The sequence below is a fragment of the Terribacillus halophilus genome, from assembly GCF_900101385.1.
Lineage (GTDB): Bacteria > Bacillota > Bacilli > Bacillales > Amphibacillaceae > Terribacillus > Terribacillus halophilus.
In genome coordinates this window covers 12,417-33,830 of sequence record NZ_FMZB01000017.1, presented here as the reverse complement: position 1 = coordinate 33,830, position 21,414 = coordinate 12,417, and the positions used below count along the sequence as shown (strand labels likewise).

General features: G+C 45.0%; 24 protein-coding genes. All 24 read right to left on the bottom strand.

Features of this window, described 5'->3' with window-relative positions; genetic code table 11:
- Positions 1 to 57: 57 nt before the first annotated feature.
- Positions 58 to 315 carry an RNA-binding S4 domain-containing protein gene (locus BLQ53_RS18240; protein WP_093728738.1) on the bottom strand — a complete coding sequence of 86 codons (258 nt, stop codon included), beginning with the start codon at positions 313 to 315 and terminating at the stop codon, positions 58 to 60.
- Between the two features lies 1 nt (position 316).
- Positions 317 to 1,633, bottom strand: coding sequence for a bifunctional methyltransferase/pyrophosphohydrolase YabN (gene yabN, locus BLQ53_RS18235; protein ID WP_093728737.1), 1,317 nt, complete (start codon positions 1,631 to 1,633; stop codon positions 317 to 319).
- The gene (locus BLQ53_RS18230; protein WP_093728736.1) at positions 1,630 to 3,210 is read right to left on the bottom strand and encodes a putative polysaccharide biosynthesis protein; all 1,581 of its coding nucleotides are present in this window, start codon (positions 3,208 to 3,210) and stop codon (positions 1,630 to 1,632) included. Before BLQ53_RS18230 ends, yabN begins: the two co-directional genes overlap by 4 nt.
- A gap of 171 nt (positions 3,211 to 3,381) precedes the next feature.
- Positions 3,382 to 3,831 (bottom strand): AraC family ligand binding domain-containing protein, encoded by a 450-nt coding sequence (locus BLQ53_RS18225; protein ID WP_093728735.1) that lies wholly within the window; start codon positions 3,829 to 3,831, stop codon positions 3,382 to 3,384.
- 75 nt (positions 3,832 to 3,906) lie between these two features.
- Complete coding sequence (spoVT, locus tag BLQ53_RS18220) at positions 3,907 to 4,443, bottom strand: stage V sporulation protein T (protein WP_093728734.1); 537 nt, start codon at positions 4,441 to 4,443, stop codon at positions 3,907 to 3,909.
- 153 nt (positions 4,444 to 4,596) lie between these two features.
- Complete coding sequence (gene mfd, locus BLQ53_RS18215; protein WP_093728733.1) at positions 4,597 to 8,127, bottom strand: transcription-repair coupling factor; 3,531 nt, start codon at positions 8,125 to 8,127, stop codon at positions 4,597 to 4,599.
- 91 nt (positions 8,128 to 8,218) lie between these two features.
- Complete coding sequence (locus tag BLQ53_RS18210) at positions 8,219 to 8,446, bottom strand: anti-sigma-F factor Fin (RefSeq protein WP_093728732.1); 228 nt, start codon at positions 8,444 to 8,446, stop codon at positions 8,219 to 8,221.
- A gap of 86 nt (positions 8,447 to 8,532) precedes the next feature.
- Entirely contained in the window at positions 8,533 to 9,093 is a 561-nt protein-coding gene (gene pth / locus BLQ53_RS18205; RefSeq protein ID WP_093728762.1) for an aminoacyl-tRNA hydrolase, read from the bottom strand.
- A 681-nt stretch (positions 9,094 to 9,774) separates the two neighbouring features.
- A complete protein-coding gene (locus tag BLQ53_RS18195) occupies positions 9,775 to 10,551 on the bottom strand; it encodes an ABC transporter permease (protein ID WP_093728730.1) in 777 nt (258 codons plus the stop codon).
- Positions 10,548 to 11,435 (bottom strand): ABC transporter ATP-binding protein, encoded by an 888-nt coding sequence (locus tag BLQ53_RS18190; RefSeq protein ID WP_093728729.1) that lies wholly within the window; start codon positions 11,433 to 11,435, stop codon positions 10,548 to 10,550. Before BLQ53_RS18190 ends, BLQ53_RS18195 begins: the two co-directional genes overlap by 4 nt.
- Positions 11,432 to 11,629, bottom strand: a complete 198-nt coding sequence (locus BLQ53_RS18185) for a PLD nuclease N-terminal domain-containing protein (protein ID WP_093728728.1) — start codon at positions 11,627 to 11,629, stop codon at positions 11,432 to 11,434. Before BLQ53_RS18185 ends, BLQ53_RS18190 begins: the two co-directional genes overlap by 4 nt.
- A gap of 197 nt (positions 11,630 to 11,826) precedes the next feature.
- Positions 11,827 to 12,129: a YxlC family protein gene (locus BLQ53_RS18175; protein WP_093728727.1), complete on the bottom strand. Its 303-nt coding sequence runs from the start codon at positions 12,127 to 12,129 to the stop codon at positions 11,827 to 11,829.
- On the bottom strand, positions 12,116 to 12,655 hold the full coding sequence (sigY, locus tag BLQ53_RS18170) for an RNA polymerase sigma factor SigY (protein ID WP_093728726.1): 540 nt from the start codon (positions 12,653 to 12,655) through the stop codon (positions 12,116 to 12,118). The genes BLQ53_RS18175 and sigY overlap by 14 nt, the downstream gene beginning before the upstream one ends.
- Positions 12,656 to 12,764: 109 nt before the next feature.
- Positions 12,765 to 13,400: a 50S ribosomal protein L25/general stress protein Ctc gene (locus BLQ53_RS18165; RefSeq protein WP_093728725.1), complete on the bottom strand. Its 636-nt coding sequence runs from the start codon at positions 13,398 to 13,400 to the stop codon at positions 12,765 to 12,767.
- Positions 13,401 to 13,473: 73 nt separating this feature from the next.
- Positions 13,474 to 14,421, bottom strand: coding sequence for a ribose-phosphate diphosphokinase (locus tag BLQ53_RS18160; RefSeq protein ID WP_093728724.1), 948 nt, complete (start codon positions 14,419 to 14,421; stop codon positions 13,474 to 13,476).
- Between the two features lie 19 nt (positions 14,422 to 14,440).
- Positions 14,441 to 15,802 carry a bifunctional UDP-N-acetylglucosamine diphosphorylase/glucosamine-1-phosphate N-acetyltransferase GlmU gene (gene glmU, locus BLQ53_RS18155; protein WP_093728723.1) on the bottom strand — a complete coding sequence of 454 codons (1,362 nt, stop codon included), beginning with the start codon at positions 15,800 to 15,802 and terminating at the stop codon, positions 14,441 to 14,443.
- Positions 15,803 to 16,014: 212 nt separating this feature from the next.
- Positions 16,015 to 16,311, bottom strand: a complete 297-nt coding sequence (spoVG, locus tag BLQ53_RS18150) for a septation regulator SpoVG (protein ID WP_093728722.1) — start codon at positions 16,309 to 16,311, stop codon at positions 16,015 to 16,017.
- Positions 16,312 to 16,431: 120 nt separating this feature from the next.
- On the bottom strand, positions 16,432 to 17,244 hold the full coding sequence (purR, locus tag BLQ53_RS18145) for a pur operon repressor (protein WP_093728721.1): 813 nt from the start codon (positions 17,242 to 17,244) through the stop codon (positions 16,432 to 16,434).
- Between the two features lie 54 nt (positions 17,245 to 17,298).
- The gene (gene ispE, locus BLQ53_RS18140; protein WP_093728720.1) at positions 17,299 to 18,168 is read right to left on the bottom strand and encodes a 4-(cytidine 5'-diphospho)-2-C-methyl-D-erythritol kinase; all 870 of its coding nucleotides are present in this window, start codon (positions 18,166 to 18,168) and stop codon (positions 17,299 to 17,301) included.
- A 115-nt stretch (positions 18,169 to 18,283) separates the two neighbouring features.
- Entirely contained in the window at positions 18,284 to 18,460 is a 177-nt protein-coding gene (locus tag BLQ53_RS18135) for a small, acid-soluble spore protein, alpha/beta type (protein WP_038562461.1), read from the bottom strand.
- A 135-nt stretch (positions 18,461 to 18,595) separates the two neighbouring features.
- Positions 18,596 to 18,856 (bottom strand): biofilm formation stimulator Veg, encoded by a 261-nt coding sequence (gene veg / locus BLQ53_RS18130; protein ID WP_038562465.1) that lies wholly within the window; start codon positions 18,854 to 18,856, stop codon positions 18,596 to 18,598.
- A gap of 184 nt (positions 18,857 to 19,040) precedes the next feature.
- Positions 19,041 to 19,919, bottom strand: a complete 879-nt coding sequence (gene yabG / locus BLQ53_RS18125) for a sporulation peptidase YabG (protein ID WP_093728760.1) — start codon at positions 19,917 to 19,919, stop codon at positions 19,041 to 19,043.
- Between the two features lie 60 nt (positions 19,920 to 19,979).
- Positions 19,980 to 20,855 (bottom strand): 16S rRNA (adenine(1518)-N(6)/adenine(1519)-N(6))-dimethyltransferase RsmA, encoded by an 876-nt coding sequence (rsmA, locus tag BLQ53_RS18120; protein ID WP_093728719.1) that lies wholly within the window; start codon positions 20,853 to 20,855, stop codon positions 19,980 to 19,982.
- Positions 20,845 to 21,408: a ribonuclease M5 gene (gene rnmV / locus BLQ53_RS18115; RefSeq protein WP_093728718.1), complete on the bottom strand. Its 564-nt coding sequence runs from the start codon at positions 21,406 to 21,408 to the stop codon at positions 20,845 to 20,847. Before rnmV ends, rsmA begins: the two co-directional genes overlap by 11 nt.
- Between the last annotated feature and the right edge of the window lie 6 nt (positions 21,409 to 21,414).

Sequence of the window (21,414 nt, the reverse complement as noted above, 5' to 3'; positions counted from 1 at the left end):
ACCGCCTCCCTTTATCCCTAACAATCTATGAGGGCAGGGACAAGGTTAGAACGGTTTTTATTGTACAGGTTCTTCCTTTTTCACTTTGTACAGTGTCGCCGCATCTTCCTTCTTAACAGCTTCCCTCAGCTGCTGCACCTCGATCGTAAGCAGTTTCTGACCGAAGCGGATCGCCATTTCATCCCCCACAGCTACATTCGTGGATGCTTTCGCTTGGATACCATTGATTGTGATACGACCCTGATCGGCTACTTCTTTAGCCAATGTCCGCCGTTTGATCAATCGTGACACTTTTAGAAACTTGTCTAAACGCATGTCATTCACTTCCCTTATCCGTACTTTTATTACCCTCTATTGCCTGATGTAAAGCAATTTCGGGATTTATTTTATAATAGCCTGCATAAGAGGCAATAGCAAACAGAAGCTCTCCGACGACTGTTTCATCCAGTGCCGCTTCTGATGCTCTTCTGCTGAATTCGGACAGCAGCTGTGCCATATTAGCAGGAGATGCCATCTGCTTGCCAAGCGCTGCTGCTTTCATCAGCTCCGGCTGCAGTGATTTTTCTTCTTGCTCCTGGTTGTGCTCTGCTTTTTCTTCCTGCTTAATAGCTTCCCAGCTCGTTTGTAATTCTTCTTCTGTTTCCAAGACCGCATCCCCGAAAACATGTGGATGACGGCGAATCATCTTTTCCGTCACACTTCTGATAACGTCATCGATGGTAAAATATCCATCATCTTCGCCGATTTGACTGTGCAGCATGACTTGAAGCAATACATCCCCCAGTTCCTCGATGAGATTCTCATCATCTTCCTTATTAATGGCATCAATGAGTTCATAAGCTTCTTCAATTACATATCGTCGCAGTGATTCATGGGTTTGCTTCTGGTCCCATGGGCAGCCTCCCGGCCCGCGAAGCGTCCGAATCACCTCACGCAATCTGTAAAACTTGTGGTTCAGCTCCAGTGATACTGCCGGCGGTACATAAACACTCATGAGATTACTGAATTCCACACTTCTATCCAAGTCTTCAAGCATGACGGTCTTGATGCTCTCATTCGCGCTTCCTACAGCATCTACGATGGTAACTGGATATTCTGGCGGCAAATCCTCCAGCAATTCCAATTTCACTTCCGATGCTACCATTTGATCGTATACTTGGCAGAAGATGAGATGTTGCCTGTACTCCAGCTCATCACGCCGGAACGATGTAGCGTCGACAAACTGGAAGCCATCGATTGGATCAATCCGCAGAGCGGAGAATAAATCATCAAGAAAACTTTGTCCCCCAATGATTTTCACGTCGACTTCTTGTTGTGCCAGCAGGAGTTGAACTGTCATTTCCGCCAGCATCGGATGTCCAGGAACTGCATATATCAATGAACCTTTTTCAGCTTGACGGAACAAGCTGTTAGCTATTTCTTCGTAAACCGACTGAAAATCGGGATAATTTTCGTAGATTTCGTCATAGGAATGGAATTCCACCCCTTCTTCTTGCAGCGTCTGTACGACAGGATGGTCCTTTGTCCTGACAAAGATGGGTTTTCCGTGACCTTTTAATTTCTTGTAGATTCCTAGTGATAATTGATTTATATCTCCACCACCAAGTCCGACCACTTCAATGGTATGCTTCATTTCTTATTTCTCCCTTCCAAACGCAATAATCGTTTGCTGAATGGCATCGACACTAGCTCTGCATGGCTGAATGCCCCTGTCCGGATCAAAGTTACGCCATACACTGCAGCACCGGCGAGTACAGCAAACAATACATATATCAATAACAAAATTCGTGTTTTCACGTGAAACAATTCGACAGCAGCTATATAGAATAGCCCAACAGCGACAAGCATGGACAACAGTCCGACAATCAGACTCTTCCACGGAAGCTGGAACAATTTAATCTCCGGCAGATAGCGATTCAGCAAGTACAAATTACCTGCCAGTATGCAAGCTACCGTAATGACGGTCGCCAATGAAGCACCCATGATGCCGTAAATTGGTACGAGCCATTCATTCATCAACCACTTAAGAAGAAAGCCGGATGCGATGATAACTGCTGTTTGCTTCCATTTCCCTAACGTCTCCAGCATCGATGCTGTCGTCAATGTCAGCGAACAAACAAAGATCGTCAGCATGAATACTTGTAACGAATATGTACCGACATCTGCTTTAAATAATAATTCATTGACAAGCGGAAACAGAATGATCAATCCAGCTGCTGCTGCAATGGATAGAAGAAAACTAAGCTTCCATCCGCTCTGCATCAGTTTAATGACAGCTTTCTTTTCACTTTTGAGCTGTTTTTTCGTAATGGACGGTACGAAAGCTAATGCCAAGGAAGAGCCGACGACAATACCTAATTGGACAAGCGGCTGACCGCGATCATATATCCCTTTCCATTCGCGTGCTGCATCCAAATCAAAACCATGATCAAGCAGGCCGGATACAAGAGTGAAAGCATCCGCAAACTGTAAGAGCAGTAATAGCATATAGTTTAGACAAATAAAGAAGCCATATACGAGAATCGTCTTTATGATATATATCCACGAAAGCCGCTGCTCGACCGTAGAGATGATCGGTTGTTTTCTCATATAAATGCAAAGTACCACGATACCGAAGCAAGCTCCCACTAATGACGCCAGTGCGGCTTTAGCTCCAATATCATACAAATCACTCCCCGTACGTACAAGCAGGAAAGTGACAAGAAGAATCAAGCCAACCCGGACAATCTGCTCCACTACTTGTGAAACAGCTGTCGGTGTCATGTTTTGTTTCCCTTGATAAACGCCTCGCAAAATCGAGGTGAACGGCACAGCCAAGAAAATGTAAGCCGCTGCCCGAAGCGGTTTCTCTAAAGCACCATCCCCCATCAAAGCAGCTATTTGCGGAGCAGCTAGATACAGCAAGCCAAACGCGATCATGGCCAAACCGAACAAAAATGTTCCTATTGGTAAATAAAATGAACGCAATGATGGGGATACATTGCGATAACGTTCGGCAACAAGCCGGGACACCGCCGCCGGAATACCGTATAATGCCAAACTCGCTGCTATCCCCAGGAATGGATATACCTGCTGATAGATGTAAAAGCCCTTATCTCCTACTATATTTTGAAATGGGACCCGGTAGCCCGCACTTAATACCTTACTGATCAATCCAGCGACCGCTAGCACAAAAGCACCATGAAACAGTCGCTTCATTCCTAATCCCATCCAATGATTCCTCCAACCTTTTCCTATTGGGATTATACCATGAGACAAATGCCATATCTTGCTTTAACTTCGTGCAAGAAATGATACGACCAGCTTCTCTTTGGGAGATATGCTGATATACGAGGTGAACAGCATGTATAAAGAAGTGTTGCACAATAAGAAAGCAGCCTATTACTTTTGAGGAGGAGCCATTTCCCGCATTGGCGATGTCTGCTGAATCAAACTGTTCTCAAGCCACATTGTTTGTTCCGATTCTGTTGCCATTCCCCAATAGAAACGCGTTGTCGACCATTGGTGTATGATCGGATGTTTACATGTAACCAATGCGAACATTGGATCCGCTGTATATTTTCCTACTTCTTGTGCCAGTTCCGTTACAAAGCCAGGTCGTAATTCAACAATCCATTTTTCAGTGGAATGGTGGAGTTGTTTATGTAGGTCATGCGGGTTCAGGAAGATGGCTTCCCCTTGAGACAATTCCACCTTTTGTTGCGGAAATTGATAGATGGCATGACCTTTGGGACTGAATACCAATTTATAAGTATCATCATCACGCCAGTTCCTCTCACCAAGCATCGTTGTCCGGTTCAATAAAAGGCCGTTAGCATGCTCCTCGATCATAAGCTCCCCTCCCCTTAACTTTTAGCTTAGCATAAAAGAAATCCCGCAACATGATCGTTACGGGATTCCTGTTCATTATTCCATCTGTCTCGCAAGGAAATTGGCAGCTGTTTCTGCTGCTTTTTCCTCGACCTTGCTAAGCTCTCCATCGTTGCGGCTGACAATGACGACACACCCGATCGGATCGCCACTGGCGATGATCGGACTGACCACATATCCCTGCACTTCGTCATCCTTGTCTTCCACAAGCTCTACATTACCCGCTTGATTGATCGTAGCGGTTGTTCTGTCCTGCATTGCTTTTTCCACCACAGAACCAATACCTTTATTCATGTATTCTTTCTTCGACTCACCTGCAACTGCAATGTATTCATCGCGGTCACAAATCAGGACACCATGATCGATCGACGTAAATAAAGCTTCCGCGTATTCTTTCGCGAAGTCGCCTAGCTCACTGATCGGAGAGTACTTCTTCAAAATGACCTCACCATCACGGTCAACAAAGATCTCCAGCGGATCCCCCTCTCGAATGCGCAATGTCCGGCGTATTTCCTTCGGGATGACAACACGTCCCAAATCATCGATCCTACGTACGATTCCTGTAGCCTTCATCTTCGATTGCCTCTCTTTCTGTATCATAAACTGCTCTGGGGTATTTTCTACTTATTATGAAGAAAAGAAGAATTCACCAGTTGTGGTGTTAGTATGATACGAATCGGCATTACTATACATTTCCTGCTAATTTTTTAGAGTAAATCGGAAGAATCAGCCGGCTCGTTTCAGTTCGCGCATTGCTTGAATGAACTCTTCCGCTATTTCATAACGGCGCTCATACGATTTTCGGTCCCAATTGAAGACGATCTTCAATTTCTTATCCTCGGTACCAAGCTGTACCATGCGCCCGTATTGATTAGCGAATTCAAACAATTTACTGCCGTCAACATGCTGACTCATATCGGGATCGATCAAAATTTCCATGCGCTGTTTTTTCTTCTTCTCGCTGATGGATTCGATTTTCTCCCGTTTTGCATACATCTTCAACGATGTCACATGGAAGAGGTTGCCTACTTCCTCCGGATAATCACCGAATCGGTCGATCAGCTCCTCCCGTAAATCATGGATTTCCTCTTGTGATGTACAGCTCTGGAATCGTTTATACATATCGATTTTCTGTTTTTCGTCCTTGATATACGACTCTGGAATATAGGCATTGATATCCAAATCAAGTTCCACTTCGAATGGTTTGATTTCCTCTGCAGGTTTACCTGCCTTACGTGCTTCCACTGCTTCGGTGAGCATTTGGGAATACATATCAAAACCGACCGAATCGATGAAGCCATGCTGCTGGGACCCAAGCAAATTACCGGCACCCCGGATCGATAAATCACGCATGGCGATTTTGAATCCAGATCCCAGTTCCGTGAACTCTTTAATGGCCTGCAGACGTTTTTCTGCCACCTCTGTCAGAACCTTGTCCTGCTGATAAGTGAAATACGCATAAGCTACTCGATTGGAACGCCCTACACGACCACGCAGCTGATAGAGCTGGCTGAGCCCCATTCTATCTGCATTGTCGACAATCAATGTGTTCACATTCGGAATGTCGACGCCTGTCTCGATGATTGTCGTACTGACAAGGACATCATACTCTCCTTCCAAAAAGGCCAGCATGACACTTTCCAGCTCTGATTCATTCATTTGGCCATGTGCGAAGGCCACCCTTGCATCATCGACCAGCGCTGCAATTTCCTGTGCTTTCCGTTCGATGTTCTCTACCTTGTTATACAGGAAGAATACCTGTCCATCCCGGGCCATTTCCCTTTCGATTGCCTCCCGGATGAAGACTGGATTGTACTCCATGACATACGTTTGAATCGGGAATCTGTTTTCAGGCGGCGTCTCGATGACGGAAAGATCGCGAACACCGAGCATGGACATATGCAATGTACGAGGGATAGGTGTCGCAGTCAACGTCAGCACATCCACATTCGTCTTCAGCTGCTTCAGTCTTTCTTTGTGTTTTACACCAAACCGCTGCTCCTCATCCACGACCAATAAACCAAGGTCCTTATAAACGATATCCTTGGACAAGAGGCGGTGCGTACCAACGACTACATCGATGACACCGCTCTTCAGACCGGAGATCACTTCATTTTGCTGCTTACGCGTCCGGAAACGGCTCATCAGTCCTACATTGACCGCATAATCCTGGAATCGCTCCAGAATCGTTTCATAATGCTGCTGCGCCAAAATAGTAGTTGGCACTAAAATTGCTACCTGCTTGCCATCCGCAATTGCCTTGAAGGCTGCTCGGATTGCCACTTCGGTTTTCCCATAACCAACATCTCCGCAAAGCAGTCTGTCCATTGGTCGTTCCCGTTCCATATCCTTCTTGATTTCATCAATCGTACGAAGCTGATCCTCCGTTTCCTGATAAGGAAAGGCCGCTTCGAATTCCCGCTGCATCTCCCCATCTTCGGAGAAGGCATATCCTTTGGAAGCTTCCCGTTCGGCATACAGCTTGATCAATTCATCCGCAATATCCTCCACAGAGGATTGAACCCGGCTTTTTACCTTCTTCCACTCTGTCCCGCCAAGCTTGTACAGCTTCGGCTCTTTTCCTTCCGAGCCTACATATTTTTGGACAAGATCAATCTGATCGATCGGTACAAATAATTTATCGTCCCCGGAATAATGGATCAGCATGAAATCCTTATGCACATCCTGAACCTGCAATGTCTCGATACCGACATAGCGCCCGATTCCATGGTTTGCGTGAACAACATAATCCCCTACAGAAAGCTCTTGATAACTCTTGATCCGCTCTGCATTTGATATTTTCTGCTTACGCTTCGGTCTTGCAGTACGTTTTTTGAACAGTTCGCTCTCTGTCAGTACGGCCAGCTTATGGAATGGCAATTCAAAACCACTGCTGATATTTCCGATCATGATCGTCGGGGTGCTTACTGGAAGGGAAATGTGCTCAGCAATGACCGCTTCCATTTCATAATCAGCCAGAACAGCCTGGATCTTCTCGGCGCGCTGCTGGTTAGGGGCTATTAAAATAGTAGAATAATTGCTTTTTTCCCATCGCTCCAGCTCACTCTTCAGCAAATGCATTTGGCCATGGAATTGCTGCATCGCCCTGCATGTCACGTTTACGATATTTTGTGGTTGTGTATTCGGTATATGTCGCAAGAAGACACTTAAATAAAGTCGCGGATGCTTCATCCTCTGCAGCACTTCATGCCAGTCAAATGACAATTTCAGCTGTCTGACAGTCTGATGTGCCTCCAGCAAGCTTTGGTGCCATTCTGCTTCTTCTTCGTCGAGGCGGTTGGCCGTTTCTTGGATTCGGCTCATTTCATCCAAGATGATATAACCGCCCTGTCCGAGATAATCTAATAGACTAGCTGGCTCTTCATAGAAATAACCCGCATACTTGGCCATCCCTTGAAAACGCTCCTGCTGGCGCAATCGTTCCAAGTCTTGGCTGACGGCTTCAAGTACTTGCTGTTTATGTTCATCCGCCTGCAGCTTGCTAATCGTTTCCCCTAAAGCCTTCTCCAGCCGATCGGCTGCCCTGGCAATGTCTTCCCTGTCAACAAGTAACTCTGTGGCGGGACCCACTTCTACAGTATCCCTTTTTTCCAAAGACCGCTGCGTATCAGAATCAAAATAACGGATCGAATCTACCTCTGTATCGAATAATTCGATCCTTATCGGATTGGATTCCGTCAACGGATAGATATCCAATATCCCCCCGCGCAAACTGTATTCTCCCGGTGATGCAACCATGTCAGTACGTTCATATCCCATATCGACCAACGCACGTAAATATTGATCCAATTCTATTTCTTCCCCAACACGAAAAGCCAGCTGATAGCTTTCCCATTTAGCTGGTTGTGGCAGTATTCGTTTTAATGCTGCAGCCGGAGCAATCAATATGCCATTCTCACTTTGCATCCAGTTCCGCAATGCATCCAAGCGCTGGCTGCGAAGCTCTGGACTGGAGATGGCAATCTCGGATGCCAGTAATTCATTCACAGGATACAGGTACACATTCGAATGCGTACTCAGTTCCAAGACGTCTTCATAAAGTGTTTGTGCCTGTGTCAGCTGGTGCGTTACCAGGATCACCTTTCGACGTATTGCATCTTGCAATACTGTCGCCAGGACTCCTCTTGCGGAACCAGACAATCCTGTCAATAGCTGTTCGTTCATCCCGGACTTTATCCCATTGATGACAGATTGTATATCATCTTGGGTTGAGATGAATTGCTTGATCTCTTGCATAATGCCTCCTTCTGCTAGTACATGTCATAAGCAAAAAATGCCTTGGTTGATGCACCAAAGCTTTTTTATGACAATATTATTTAGCTATACGTTATTGCATGAAATGATCCAGCTCGTGATAATGCGGATACTGCTGCAGTGCATTTTCACATTCCTCACATGCCACCTGGCAGATAATATGACCCGAATCGATCTGCACCATTTCCTGATAGTCCGCTGCGGATAACCGATCCCACCCGAGCGCTTTGATATCAACCTTATATTCATCAAGTTCTGCCAACTTTGCTTTGCAATGCCGACAACGATATACAATAGCCATGATTCACGCCTCCGGGACTCAGATTTGACTCTGTCAAAGTCTGCCCGAAAGCGCTCAGATTCATACACAATCACTGGCACTGATGTTCATCGGTTAAAATCGTTCATGACATTCAGGAACGGCTCTTTCAGCCATGCCTCCGCAGCATCTGCAGCCTTCTTTACGCTATCGACGATGTCCGGTACTTCTTCCTGGTGGAAACGCTGGAGCACATAGTCCACTATTGGCTGCTGATTGACCGGGCGGCCAATTCCAAGCCGCATACGCTTGAACTCTTTTGTACCAAGATGGTCAATCAATGACCTTATGCCGTTATGACCGCCGTGACCGCCTTTTTCCCGCAAACGGACCTTACCAGCGGGCAAATCTAAGTCATCATAAATGACAACCAAATCCTCAAGCTCCACATTATAATAATCCATCAGTGGACGTACTGCCTCTCCCGAAAGATTCATAAATGTTGTAGGCTTAACCAAGATGACCTTCTCGCCATTTATCAAGCCAGTCGCATACACACTATTGAATTTTTTATTAGATAACGGCAAATTGTGCCGATGTACCAGTTCATCAATTGCGATGAACCCAATATTATGCCGTGTCTGATCATATTTCTGACCTGGGTTCCCAAGTCCGACAATCATTTTCATAATCATAAACGCCCTTTACTCATAGTCCATTCCAAAAAAATCATACCCCAACACAAGCCCAAAAATCAAGGAATCCGAAAACACACATGAAAAGCGGAAGAAACCGCTTAGAAACGAAAGGATAAGGAGGGAGCCCGAAGTGGGCGTCTTACCCCACGCAGGGATTCATCACTTATACTGCAGTTTCTGGTTTCTGGTGCTAGACAACACCGAAAAGCGGAAAAAACCGCTTAGAAACGAAAGGATAAGGGAGGGAGCCCGAAGTGGGCGTCTTACCCCACATAGGGATTCATCACTTATACTGCAGTTTCTGGTTTCTGGTGCTAGACAACACCGAAAAGCGGAAAAAACCGCTTAGAAACGAAAGGATAAGGGAGGGAGCCCGAAGTGGGCGTCTTACCCCACATAGGGATTCATCACTTATACTGCAGTTTCTGGTTTCTGGAGCTAGACAACACCGAAAAGGAAGAAACCGCTTAGAAACGAAAGGATAAGGGAGGGAGCCCGAAGTGGGCGCCTTACCCCAAACTTATCATCCAACTCCTTATCCTTCTCCGACAGGCCGGAAAATTCCTTCCCGCCTGCACAAAAAGCACATCAAGGATGCTTCCTTTCCCATCCTCGACATGCTTTGCCTTTACCTTATGGTATCCTTTGCGTATTGGTAATAATCCTACTCCATTAAAACTTAACACTTTTCTCGAATTGTTTAATCATTGTTAAGAGTAATAGAACAATAAGGACGACGGTTGTAGTGAGCACCGCTCCTATATGTGTATTCCCGTCATTCTTATTCAGCAGCTCTGTTGACAGGTTGAGGAGTTCCGAGGGCAAATATATAGCTATATCAGGCACAATATTCGATAATATGGCGATGCTCGCTGCTATCAGGATAGATATGCCAGCTACTCCCCCACTGCGGCGGAGAAACGTACCAACAAACAATGTGACAGTTATGATCAGTACAATCCAAAGGCAATAAATGACACAGCTTTTCCAAACGGAGCTGAACGAGACATCAGAAAAAAGGATGTTTGTATAGTACCATGCTGCTCCATAAGAGATTGTAAAGGCACCCAGATGAAGCAGTACAAGCATCGTCCACTTGCTGAAGATATAAGTGCCAGTATGTACAGGTCTGGAGAAGAGTTGCATAAGAGAGCCGTTGTTTCTCTCCTGCACAATTACATTCATGCAAGCCAGTACAATGATGGCTGTACCGATTGTATGGAACTGAGATAAAGTTCCCGCCAGCACTTCATTCCCACTTGGGATCGGCAGTTCAATCACTGCTCCTGACGGAAGGTTATTTGAATTCTCCAAAATGGCGGGCATAAAATATAAACTGATTGGCTGCAGAAGCGTCACCAACAAGATCACAGCAGGCAGCCAAACCAACTTCTTTTCTCTCCAAGCTTCTGTCCATTCTTTATGAAACAGCGCGTTGAACTTCTTCAACCTTCTATCACCTCTATATAGTGTTCTTCTAAGGTTTTTTCCTCAGCTCCGAAGTACCGGATGCCTATATCTTGCCGAATGCATTGCTGCAGCAGCATATTTGGTGTTACCTTATCCCGTAAAGTACCAACAATCAATTTTGGTTCCCTTATATCGATTTCTTCGTACAGATTCTGCAGTCCCTCAATCGGCAAAGAAACAGATGTTTCCAAACGATAGCGTTCACTTGACTGATTTCCTCTCCATTCCTTGATGTTTTCATAGGAAACACTTTGACCTGATTTCATGATTAATGCTCGATCACATATCTGTTCCGCATCATGCAATACATGGGTAGAAAAAAGGATAGCCTTATCCTTTTTCAATTCTTCCAATATGTTCATGACATCAATCCTTCCCGCTGGGTCAAGAGCGGATACAGGTTCATCCAGCAAAAGTATTTTCGGTTCATGCATGATTGCTTGCGCTAAGCCGAGACGTTGTTTCATTCCTCCGGAAAAACTTCCTATTTTTTGTTTCCGCGCTTCTAGTAAGCCTGTCATTTCCAATACTTGCAAGCTTCGTTCTTTTATAGTTCGTTTCGTCATCCCTGATAATGTTCCTGCTAACAGGAGATATTCCAGAGGGTACATCCAATCGAAGAAGGCAGGATGTTGGGGCAAAAATCCAATTGTATCCCTGTTGAGTATTTTGTTATCACTTAGTATCACTCCAGCAGTGGGAGGAATCAGTCCAGCCAGCATATGCAATGTTGTTGTCTTGCCAGCTCCATTTGGTCCTAGAAGTGCAATGCACTCCCTCTCCCTCAAGTGCAGATCAAAGTCTTTTACTGCAGCATGATTTCCGTATCGTTTCGTCAATCCTTGTGCTTTTAGTATGGTCATTTATATGTATCCTTTCTTTGCCCGATCACGAAATAAAGGATAGGACCGATGATACTGATACAGAAAATGATTACCATCCAAGCCCATTTGGGTCCCAGTGTTTCTTCTGCACGAATACAGCTTATAAGTGCAATGATGAGTAAAAGAAACTGTATCGCGATGATTGGCAGCAGCAATAATACAATATTCTCCATCTATCCTTGCCTCCTTTTATCTCTGCGAATGATAAAGAGATAATATAAAAGCAGCGGCGACGGGAATTGAATCAGTCCGAGAATCCCCCATGCCCATGCATAAGTACCTCTTTTTTTTGCATCGATGTACAGCCAGATTCCTTGTACCAGCAATAAAGGAATAACCAAGATTAATATTAGCGGTTCATTTTTTGACATCATGTGATCCTTCCTTTGTTTCTTTCAACTAGTAATAGGATGAAAACAGCAATAAGTGAGATGATCTGCACAACATAGAAAGCCCATGTGATGTGTACGGCCACCAGAATGTACAACGACATCAGTACACATGCCAGGACGATGAACCTCAGTAGTTCCCTGCGCATCCTTTCCCGATATTTCTTTTCACCAGAGCTTATCTGCTGCATGATTTCATCGGTTTCAGGAACTTCGACATGTAGTTTTTTATCCACGTCAGTCCATGTTTCGTCCATTTTCTTTATCCAGTCATCTTGCTTCATCTGACCACTCCTCCCTTATTTTCTTCAATGCGTAATGGATGCGAGACTTCACTGTACCTTTTCTTAATTTTGTCATAATGCTGATTTCCTCTAATGAATAGCCATAATAATGACGAAGCAATATTAGTGTCCTAGTTTCTATGGATAGCGATGCAAAAAGATCCATATGTAATGACCAATCCATGTTGCCTTGTTCCAGCTCCCATTTCATTTTTCGTTTCTCATTATCTGTCAGCTGCTGCTGCCTTTTACTATCTCTCTTTCGCTTTCGCTGTTCATCCAGATACAAGCGTGTTGCGATGGCCATGAGCCATGTCGAAAATTTGGATTGATAACGAAATTTGGGCAAATTCATATATGCCCGGATCATCGTTTCCTGCAGTAAGTCTTCTGCCATTTCTTTATTCATCGTGAGTTTGAAAAGATAACGATATAAGAAAGTATAGTATTGCTGGAAAAGTTGACCGAAAGCCGCCTTATCTTGCTTGGCCTTTTCGATAGATATGGATTCTGTTGATTCTTCCATCTCACTCCCCCTTCCTTCCTGACTATATGACGTTTGAGCACGATGAATAGTTCAATCAAAACAAAAAAAGCTGCACCTTTTCAGGCACAGCTTTGTGTAATGTAATTACTTAATCTTCTTTATCGTTTTTAGACCCTTCTTCGATTGCTTCCACATCATCCGCATCACCAGTTGTTGTATCGTCTGTCTCTATTTCTGCGGTTGGAGCAGTAACAGTAGCGATTGTTGTTTCGGCATCGGTCAAGATCTCGTAAGCACCGTCTGTTGGCAGGTCACCAACACTGATGCTGTCACCGACTTCCAGTTTGGAGACATCGACGGAAATCTGATCCGGTATGTCATTCGGTTTTGCACTGATTTCCAAGTCGTATAATGGCTGCTGAAGAACGCCGCCTTCCTTGGATCCCGGTGCTTCCCCTTCAAGCTGGATCGGCACTTCGACATTACGCGCTTCTGACATATTGACTACGTAAAAGTCCGCATGCACAAGGCTGCCTTTCAAAGGATCGGTTTGGTAATCATGCAGCATGACATCCACTGCGTTACCTTTGATATCCAGTGAAATAATAGCGTTCTTCCCTTCGTCACGTACAGTCTTCAGCAAGTCGACACTATCTACCGCGACGCTGACAGGCTCTTTCCCATTGCCATACACAACTGCCGGCACGATACCTTCTTCACGCAGTTCTTTAATATAAGATTTCGTATTGTTATCTCGTTTGTCTGCTTTAAGTTTTACTGCCATCGTAATCACCCTCCATAGTTTTTACGCATCTACAGGTAATGATTCCCTTACGACTTCAGTACTAAACATCAAATCAATCAAACAGGATACTAACGGATTGCTGTTCGTGGATACGAACGATTGCTTCACCGAACAATGCTGCTACAGAAAGCTGTGTGATGTTGTCGATTTGTTTCTCTTTAGGAAGAGGAATTGAGTTTGTAACGACAAGCTCTTTAATTTGTGAATTTTGGATTCGCTCGATTGCCGGACCGGATAATACCGGGTGAGAACATGCTGCATATACTGCTGTTGCGCCTTTTTCGATCAACGCATTGGCAGCTAGCGTCAATGTTCCAGCTGTATCGATGATATCATCGATGATGATCGCTGTTTTGCCTTTGATTTCTCCGATGATGTTCATCACTTCGGCCACGTTAGGACGCGGGCGGCGTTTATCGATGATAGCGATTGGTGCTTTCAAGCGATCTGCCATACGGCGTGCACGGACTACGCCGCCGTGGTCAGGAGATACAACCACGATATCTTCCAGGTTCTTTTTCTCGAAGTAATCGGATAGGATTGGTACACCTACCAAATGATCGATTGGAATATCGAAGAAGCCTTGAATCTGCGGTGCATGCAAGTCCAATGTCAGAACGCGTGTTGCTCCGGCGGTTTGCAGGATATCGGCAATCAGTTTGCTTGTGATTGGCTCACGAGCACGGGCTTTACGATCCTGACGTGCATAACCGTAGTAAGGCATGATGATATTGATTGTCTTAGCTGAAGCGCGTTTCAATGCATCGATCATGATGAGCAGTTCCATCATATGCTGGTTGACAGGCGCACAAGTGGACTGGACAACATAAACGTCACAGCCGCGGATACTTTCTTCAATATTGATCTGGATTTCGCCATCGCTAAAGTGGGAGACAGTGATTTTACCTAGTTCTACGCCAATATGGTCAGCAATTGACTTAGCTAACTCCGGATTGGAATTCAAAGAAAAAACTTTTAACGATGGATCATTATAAGGCATGTCGAGTAACCCTCCAAAATTATTTATTCTTAAAATAAGAATCTTTGTTTTCTTGTCTTGCTCTGGCAATCGATAAAGCGTCTGCTGGGACATCTTTCGTTATGGTTGAGCCTGCAGCCACCAAAGCACCTTTGCCGACTGTCACTGGCGCAATTAAGTTCGTATTGCAGCCGATAAAAGCATTATCCTCTATTTTGGTCAGATGTTTATTCTTTCCGTCATAGTTCACTGTTATTGTACCACAACCGATATTGACATCTTTACCAACCTCAGCATCGCCAACATAGCTTAAATGCGAAACTTTGCTTCCATCAGCGATGACTGCTTTCTTCACTTCGACGAAGTTCCCGATCTTCACTTTATCTCCAAGCTGTGCTTGCGGACGAATGTGAGCGAACGGGCCGACATTGACATCATTTCCAATTGCGCTGTCATGTGCTACACTTTGCTTCACAACGGAACGGCTGCCGATGCTGACATCCTTCAATTCGGAGTTCGGGCCAATGACTGCATCTTCTTTGATCTTTGTCTTACCAAGGATCATCGTGTTCGGCAAGATGGTGACATCCGGCTCAATTACAGCATCTGTACTGATATAAGTTGAGTCTGGATCGATAATCGTAACACCGTTACGCATATGATGTTCATTGATGCGGCGTTTCATGATGCGTTCTGCTTGCGAAAGCGCCACGCGATCGTTCACACCCATCGTTTCATCGAAATCCGGCGTTTGGTAAGCAGTCACTAGCTTATTATCCTTCTTCAAAAGCTCCAGCACATCCGGAAGATAATACTCGCCTTGGGCATTATCATTCGAAACATTATGCAGTGCTTGGAACAATAGTTTGTTATCAAAGCAGTATGTACCCGTGTTGATTTCATCAACCAGAAGCTCTTCGGCATTGGCATCCTTATGCTCGACGATGCGAAGAACTTCTCCAACATCACTGCGGATGACCCGGCCATACCCTGCAGGATCTAGAGCTTTTGCCGTCAGCACTGTGGCGCTTGCTCCCTGCTGTTCATGATGATCAAGCAAGGCTTGGATGGTATTGCCTGTGATCAGTGGTGTATCTCCGCTTAATACGACTGTCACACCTTCTTTGTCTTGCAGGAATGTCTCGGCCTGAAGGACCGCATGTCCCGTACCGAGCTGTTCTTCTTGGAGAGCGTACTCACTTGCATCTCCAAGCTGGGCTTTCACGTCTTCTGCCCCATGCCCGACAATTGTGATCAATTTATCTAATTGTAAAGAATTTAACTGGTCAGTAACATGCTGTACCATCGGTTTACCCATGACAGGATGCAGTACTTTGTACAGCTTTGATTTCATCCTGGTGCCTTTACCGGCAGCAAGGATGACTGCATATCGGTTTGACATGCGAACCCTCCATTCTTTTATCCTCTGTAAATATATCTTAAAATAATTGTCATTTCAACAGGAGCCAGGCTTGATTTCACGTAATTCGAGACAAATTTGCTTGTATTCAACCGGGTTTCATGCATAAAAATAACAGCCATTCCATATGTTAGAACAGCTGTTAATTACACCTTTATGAAAGATGACGCAATTGTCATCTATTAAGTACCATATCAAGAAGCGCCAGCGGCTTCCTCATACTCCACTTCTATTTCTTCTCCTACACGGTGATATTCCTGCAGTACAGCATCCTGAATCTTACTCCGGGTACCGGAATTGATCGGATGTGCCACATCCCGGAATTCACCATCTGGTGTCCGTTTGGAAGGCATAGCGACAAATAAGCCGTTATTTCCTTCGATGACACGAATATCGTGTACTACAAACTCTTGATCAATTGTAATAGAAGCGATAGCACGCATTCTTCCCTCGGTATTAACGCGGCGTAATCTTACGTCAGTTACTTCCATTATGCTTCACCACCCTTACCTTATTTAGAACTTATTACCAGTAATTCTACATAAAGCTGGAAAACCCTGCTCGATATATAACTTTTTTTAAAAATTTATAGAAAGGGTGGGAAAGCTCTGTCAGTTGAAATAATTGCCCTTTTGTACCTCGATCCGCTGATTGCGTACATCAACATTCTGAATCTTGATCAATGATGTGTAATCCTCGACGACGCGTTCTTCTTCTTCATCTTCCGCTTCGGCCAATACGCCGATTGCCGTGACATTTGCATTGAATTCCTGCAAAAGGCTCTTCATTCCATTGATCGTTCCGCCTGCTTTCATGAAATCATCCACAATGCAGACATTGGCTTGATCCGGGATGCTGCGTTTGGATAATACCATCGTCTGTATTTTTCTTGAGGATCCAGACACATAATTCACGCTGACTGTCGACCCCTCTGTCACTTTCGGGTCTCGTCTGACTATGACAACCGGTACATTCAAATAAGCAGCGGCCGCATAAGCAATCGGAATACCTTTTGTTGCAACCGTGACTACCACATCGATTTCCCGATCGTGGAATGCCGTTGCAAATAGGCGGCCAATCTTATCAACTGTCGCCGGTTCACCAAGTATATCACTCATGAATAGGTATCCCCCCGGCAGTAGTCTGTCGGAATCCGCCAGTTTGCTGCATAGCTCCTCAATAAAATCAGCACTATTTTCCTTCGAGTACACGGGAATATAGCGCACTCCGCCTGCAGCACCTGATACAGATTGTAAATATCCGATACCCTCATGCTGGAACATATCATTTATAATCGACAAATCCTCACTGACGGAGGATTTGGCAGCAGCGTACGTTGTCGAGAAATATGGCAAAGACACCAATTGCTGCGGATGAGTCATCAAATAATTCGTCATCGCAACCAAACGTTCACTTCTTTTCATCTCTACACCTCAAAACCGAATGTTATTGTTAGATAATAACATTCTCGTACGGTTTTAATCAAGCTCCGTCCGCCCTCCGAGCATCCGTACAACATATACATGTTCACAGAAGCCCCTAAGGCTGTTATAGATCCGATAAGCCCGGCTTTCTTGTGATACGAGGGAAAAGACTGTCGGTCCGCTTCCGCTCATAAGCACCGCGTCCGCGCCAGCTTCGACCATCTGCTGCTTGATTTGCTTCACTTCCGGGCAGAGTTTAAGCGTGACAGGCTCCAGTACATTGTCGACTTTGTCACAGATTGATTGGAAATCGCCTTGCTCAATGGCATTTACCATTCCCTGTGTATCAGGATGCTGGATTGTATCGATCTTTAATTGCTGATAGATTGTTTGCGTGGATACCCCTATGCCGGGATTCGCCAATACAACCCAGCATGCCGGGGGGGCTGGGAGTTCTTTGATCTTTTCTCCGCGTCCAGTGGATAATGCTGTCGAACCATATACACAGAATGATACATCCGATCCAATCTTGGCCCCGAGCTCCGCCAGCGTATCCAAGGATAGCTGCAAGTCCCACAATGTATTCAGACCGCGCAAGACCGCTGCTGCATCACTGCTCCCTCCAGCAAGACCCGCTGCAACCGGTATTTGCTTATCTATGTATATCCTGACACCTTTGTCGATATTATATGTATCTTTTATTAATTGCGCCGCACGGTAGGCAAGATTACGCTCATCGTTCGGCACAAAGCGATTGTCCGATTCGATTTCGATCTTGTTCTCCTGTAACACGATTAACTCTATCCGGTCTGCCAGGTCGATCGTTGTCATCACCATCTCTACCTCATGATAGCCATCCGGGCGTTTATACAGTACGTCCAACGAAAGATTGATCTTAGCTGGCGCCTTTTCGAGCAAATGCATGTCATGTCACCTACTTTAGTTGAATTTCTCCAAAATTGTATCATAAAAAGGTGGTACAGGCTATTCTGCCTACAAGAAGGAACCCTCCTCTTTATAAAAAGAGAAGGGCCCCGACTTATTGCTTATCACGCATCGACTGTTCGGCCATGGCAATGGCGTACTTGACCATGTTCCCGGCATCACGGGAACGAATGCCGCCCCAGCCTTCCTTCTGTACAGTGTCGTAAAATCCAAGCTCCTTTGCAATTTCCTCTTTCAGTGCATCAGACATGATTCCTCTTCTTCTGCCCAAAGAAAACAGCTCCCTTCTGAGATTATTACGACATGTTTATTCTCTGTTCCGAACGGTTTTGCTATGCCTGTAAGATGTTTGCAAAAAAAGGCAAAACAAAAAGCAGGGGAGCATTCCCCTGCTTTCCTTCAAGCATTATTTTGCAATTTCGTTCAAATCATCCGTATCAAAATCCAATTCGACTGTTTCGGTTAAGACATCTGCATAGCTATAGGAGACACGCTCAAACGCATTCTCATCTTGATCGAGTTCTACGATGAATACAGCTGGATACGTTTCCGCAAGTACTCCGCAACGTTCGATGGTTTTCTTTCTCCCACCATTAGCTTTCAATTTTAAACGTTTACCAATTTGTCCTTCCAGACCCTGCTTAATTTCCACTAATGTTTTAGCCACTGCACTCCACCTCACTGATCTAATCATAGCATATTTTAGGTATAGAGTCAAATAAAACTTTTTATTATAACAGCATACCATTTTTGATGTCAATGAAAAGATTAAATGTTTCTTATTTCACTTTATTCTTTCAAATCCATACAAAATTATGCATCAGTGGCAGAATTACGATAAAACAGGGGGTTTAGACACTTTCATCTGCTTCATCTGGATCAACAAAAGGCAACCCTGTCCGGAGCAGGCCACGCGTTTCGATCCCGCCAAGCCCGCGTTCACCAGTCAGTGTATTGCGGAGTGCCTCCCATACTCCCACTTTTTCCATAAATGGTGTGAATGCGATTTTAGCAACAATATAAACAGGGTCCAAGGCATGGATATTAATCCTGCTCGGAGAACTGGCAAAATTTGCGCCCGCCCGAATCAAGGATTCAAAATGAGACTGGCACGCACCGGCAAATATGATCAATTGATCCAGATGGGGATGAATCCGCCGTGCCTCCCTCACCGTTTCGACAAAATACTGCGAGTTCCGGTAAGCACGGATATCGGATTTGTCTCCTTTGCTTTTTTGAAAAGCATCGTGTCCTGTAACGACAATAATATCTGGTTGTATCTTCTCCAGAAGGGTAGCAATTTGAAGTGGCATTTCTTTCTCCTGCAAATGGACACCATGTACCTGGATTCCGAAACGCTGATAAAAATCAATGCATTTTTTCAAATATGTCTTATCTCCATCGACATGGAGCACCTTTGCAGGAATTTGGAAGTAATTCGGGCTATGCTGATAGCCTGAGGTTGATTCATAATCCCGCTTATCCTTCATCAGCAGGTAATCCTGGCGAAAGAGGCGGTAGGAGTAGTCTTCTTTATCCTGCCATGTCTTTTTGCGTTTCGTTATTTCACGTGTTCCAGCCTTTACCAAGTCATTCTGAGGAGCATCAGCGATAAGACGCATATCCTCGCCATGCAGGATGACTTTATGGCTCGTGAAGCTGGAGACACGGAACAATAAATCGTGCTGATATGATTTTCTAGTGACGATATCACCAATCGCCAAATCCATTCCGTTCACCTCACCCACCAAAGCTTTCTTCTACAGCGTATGATGGTTGGGCAAAAAGGTTCAGCCTCTGGCTGTAAAGGTATTCGCCAAGGAAGCGAATTCCGCCATTGTAAGTGACTCTCCCCGTCTTGTTCCATCGATTCCGGCGGCGCTCATGATATCCTCCAGCTCTTCCTTTGAAAAACGGGAAGCAAACTGTCTGTTCAAGTTGTTACGCAGCGTTTTCCGGCGCTGTCCGAAAGATGCCTGAATTAAGTCAAAGAAGAATTTTTCATCTTCAACATGGACCGGTGGTTCCTTGCGTAGCTCAAGATGAAGGACAGCAGAATCCACATTCGGCTGCGGCATGAATGCTGTTTTCGGGACGGTCATTACAACTGCTGCTTCTGTATAATACTGAATTGCAAGCGATAAAGAACCATAGCTTTTCGTGTTGGGAGCAGCAGCCATGCGGTCTGCTACTTCTTTTTGGATCATGACCGTAATGCTGGAAATCGGCAAGTTCCTTGTGAGCAGATTCATCAATATCGGTGTTGTAATATAATAAGGCAGATTTGCGACAATTTTTATTTTTTGGTCTCCGAAATATTGCTGCATCTCTTGCTGCACGTCTGCTTTCAGGATATCTTCATTCACGACTTTTACATTATCATACGGCGACAGCGTATCTTCCAGGATAGGCAGCAAACGCTGATCTATCTCGAAAGCCAAGACTTTATCCGCTGCAATGGCTAGCTGCTCAGTGAGTGCCCCCATCCCGGGTCCGATTTCAATCGCACCTGTATTCTCCGTCACTCCTGCGTGATGGATGATATTCCGCAGGATATTTGTATCAATCAGGAAATTTTGCCCGAGGCTTTTCTTGAAGGAGAAATCATATTTCTTAAGCAGCTCCTTCGTCCTTGTCGGGGTGGCAATATGCCGTTCATTCGTCATTGTCTTCCTCCTGTATAATTTGCTGCATCGTTTCGACAAACAACTGCTCCGGTATGCGGAACATAGCAAGTCGTTTGAGAAGCTGCTTGCCATTTGTATGGCCGATCGCCAGTCTTTCTCCAAGCTTTTCCCGCCGCAGTTTCGCTCTTGGTCCGCCAAGGAGACCGTATGCGATGACAGCTTCCCTGGAGATTTCCGGCTCGTACATCTCGCTCATCTCATACACTTGCTCCAAAGCTGTCCGAATCGATTCAGCTGACGCGTGCTCAATACCGATACCTTTGTTATTACGCGCACGCGCTTTGTCTTTTGACAGGAATGCATGCTTGCATCCGGGTACTGCCTGGGAGACAATATGCCGTATACGCTCACCTGGATAATCAGGATCAGTAAATATGATGACACCGCGCTTTGCTTGTGCGTGTCTGATTTGCTCAATGATACCATCATGGATGGCAGATCCATTCGTCTCGATTGTGTCCGCTTGGATTGCCTGGTTTATCTTAGCCGTATCGTCTTTACCTTCAACGACAATCACTTCTTTAATCTGCACGTTATA

Excerpts from the sequence above, each read along its gene's own strand:
- BLQ53_RS18240 (WP_093728738.1), bottom strand. The coding sequence starts at position 315 with ATGCGTTTAGACAAGTTTCTAAAAGTGTCACGATTGATCAAACGGCGG.
- yabN (WP_093728737.1), bottom strand. The coding sequence starts at position 1,633 with ATGAAGCATACCATTGAAGTGGTCGGACTTGGTGGTGGAGATATAAAT.
- BLQ53_RS18230 (WP_093728736.1), bottom strand. The coding sequence starts at position 3,210 with ATGGGATTAGGAATGAAGCGACTGTTTCATGGTGCTTTTGTGCTAGCG.
- BLQ53_RS18225 (WP_093728735.1), bottom strand. The coding sequence starts at position 3,831 with ATGATCGAGGAGCATGCTAACGGCCTTTTATTGAACCGGACAACGATG.
- spoVT (WP_093728734.1), bottom strand. The coding sequence starts at position 4,443 with ATGAAGGCTACAGGAATCGTACGTAGGATCGATGATTTGGGACGTGTT.
- mfd (WP_093728733.1), bottom strand. The coding sequence starts at position 8,127 with ATGCAAGAGATCAAGCAATTCATCTCAACCCAAGATGATATACAATCT.
- BLQ53_RS18210 (WP_093728732.1), bottom strand. The coding sequence starts at position 8,446 with ATGGCTATTGTATATCGTTGTCGGCATTGCAAAGCAAAGTTGGCAGAA.
- pth (WP_093728762.1), bottom strand. The coding sequence starts at position 9,093 with ATGAAAATGATTGTCGGACTTGGGAACCCAGGTCAGAAATATGATCAG.
- BLQ53_RS18190 (WP_093728729.1), bottom strand. The coding sequence starts at position 11,435 with ATGACCATACTAAAAGCACAAGGATTGACGAAACGATACGGAAATCAT.
- BLQ53_RS18185 (WP_093728728.1), bottom strand. The coding sequence starts at position 11,629 with ATGGAGAATATTGTATTATTGCTGCTGCCAATCATCGCGATACAGTTT.
- BLQ53_RS18175 (WP_093728727.1), bottom strand. The coding sequence starts at position 12,129 with ATGAAGCAAGATGACTGGATAAAGAAAATGGACGAAACATGGACTGAC.
- sigY (WP_093728726.1), bottom strand. The coding sequence starts at position 12,655 with ATGGAAGAATCAACAGAATCCATATCTATCGAAAAGGCCAAGCAAGAT.
- BLQ53_RS18165 (WP_093728725.1), bottom strand. The coding sequence starts at position 13,400 with ATGGCAGTAAAACTTAAAGCAGACAAACGAGATAACAATACGAAATCT.
- BLQ53_RS18160 (WP_093728724.1), bottom strand. The coding sequence starts at position 14,421 with ATGCCTTATAATGATCCATCGTTAAAAGTTTTTTCTTTGAATTCCAAT.
- glmU (WP_093728723.1), bottom strand. The coding sequence starts at position 15,802 with ATGTCAAACCGATATGCAGTCATCCTTGCTGCCGGTAAAGGCACCAGG.
- spoVG (WP_093728722.1), bottom strand. The coding sequence starts at position 16,311 with ATGGAAGTAACTGACGTAAGATTACGCCGCGTTAATACCGAGGGAAGA.
- purR (WP_093728721.1), bottom strand. The coding sequence starts at position 17,244 with ATGAAAAGAAGTGAACGTTTGGTTGCGATGACGAATTATTTGATGACT.
- ispE (WP_093728720.1), bottom strand. The coding sequence starts at position 18,168 with ATGCATTTGCTCGAAAAGGCGCCAGCTAAGATCAATCTTTCGTTGGAC.
- yabG (WP_093728760.1), bottom strand. The coding sequence starts at position 19,919 with ATGGATTTGGCGATTGGTGATATCGTCACTAGAAAATCATATCAGCAC.
- rsmA (WP_093728719.1), bottom strand. The coding sequence starts at position 20,855 with ATGACGAATGAACGGCATATTGCCACCCCGACAAGGACGAAGGAGCTG.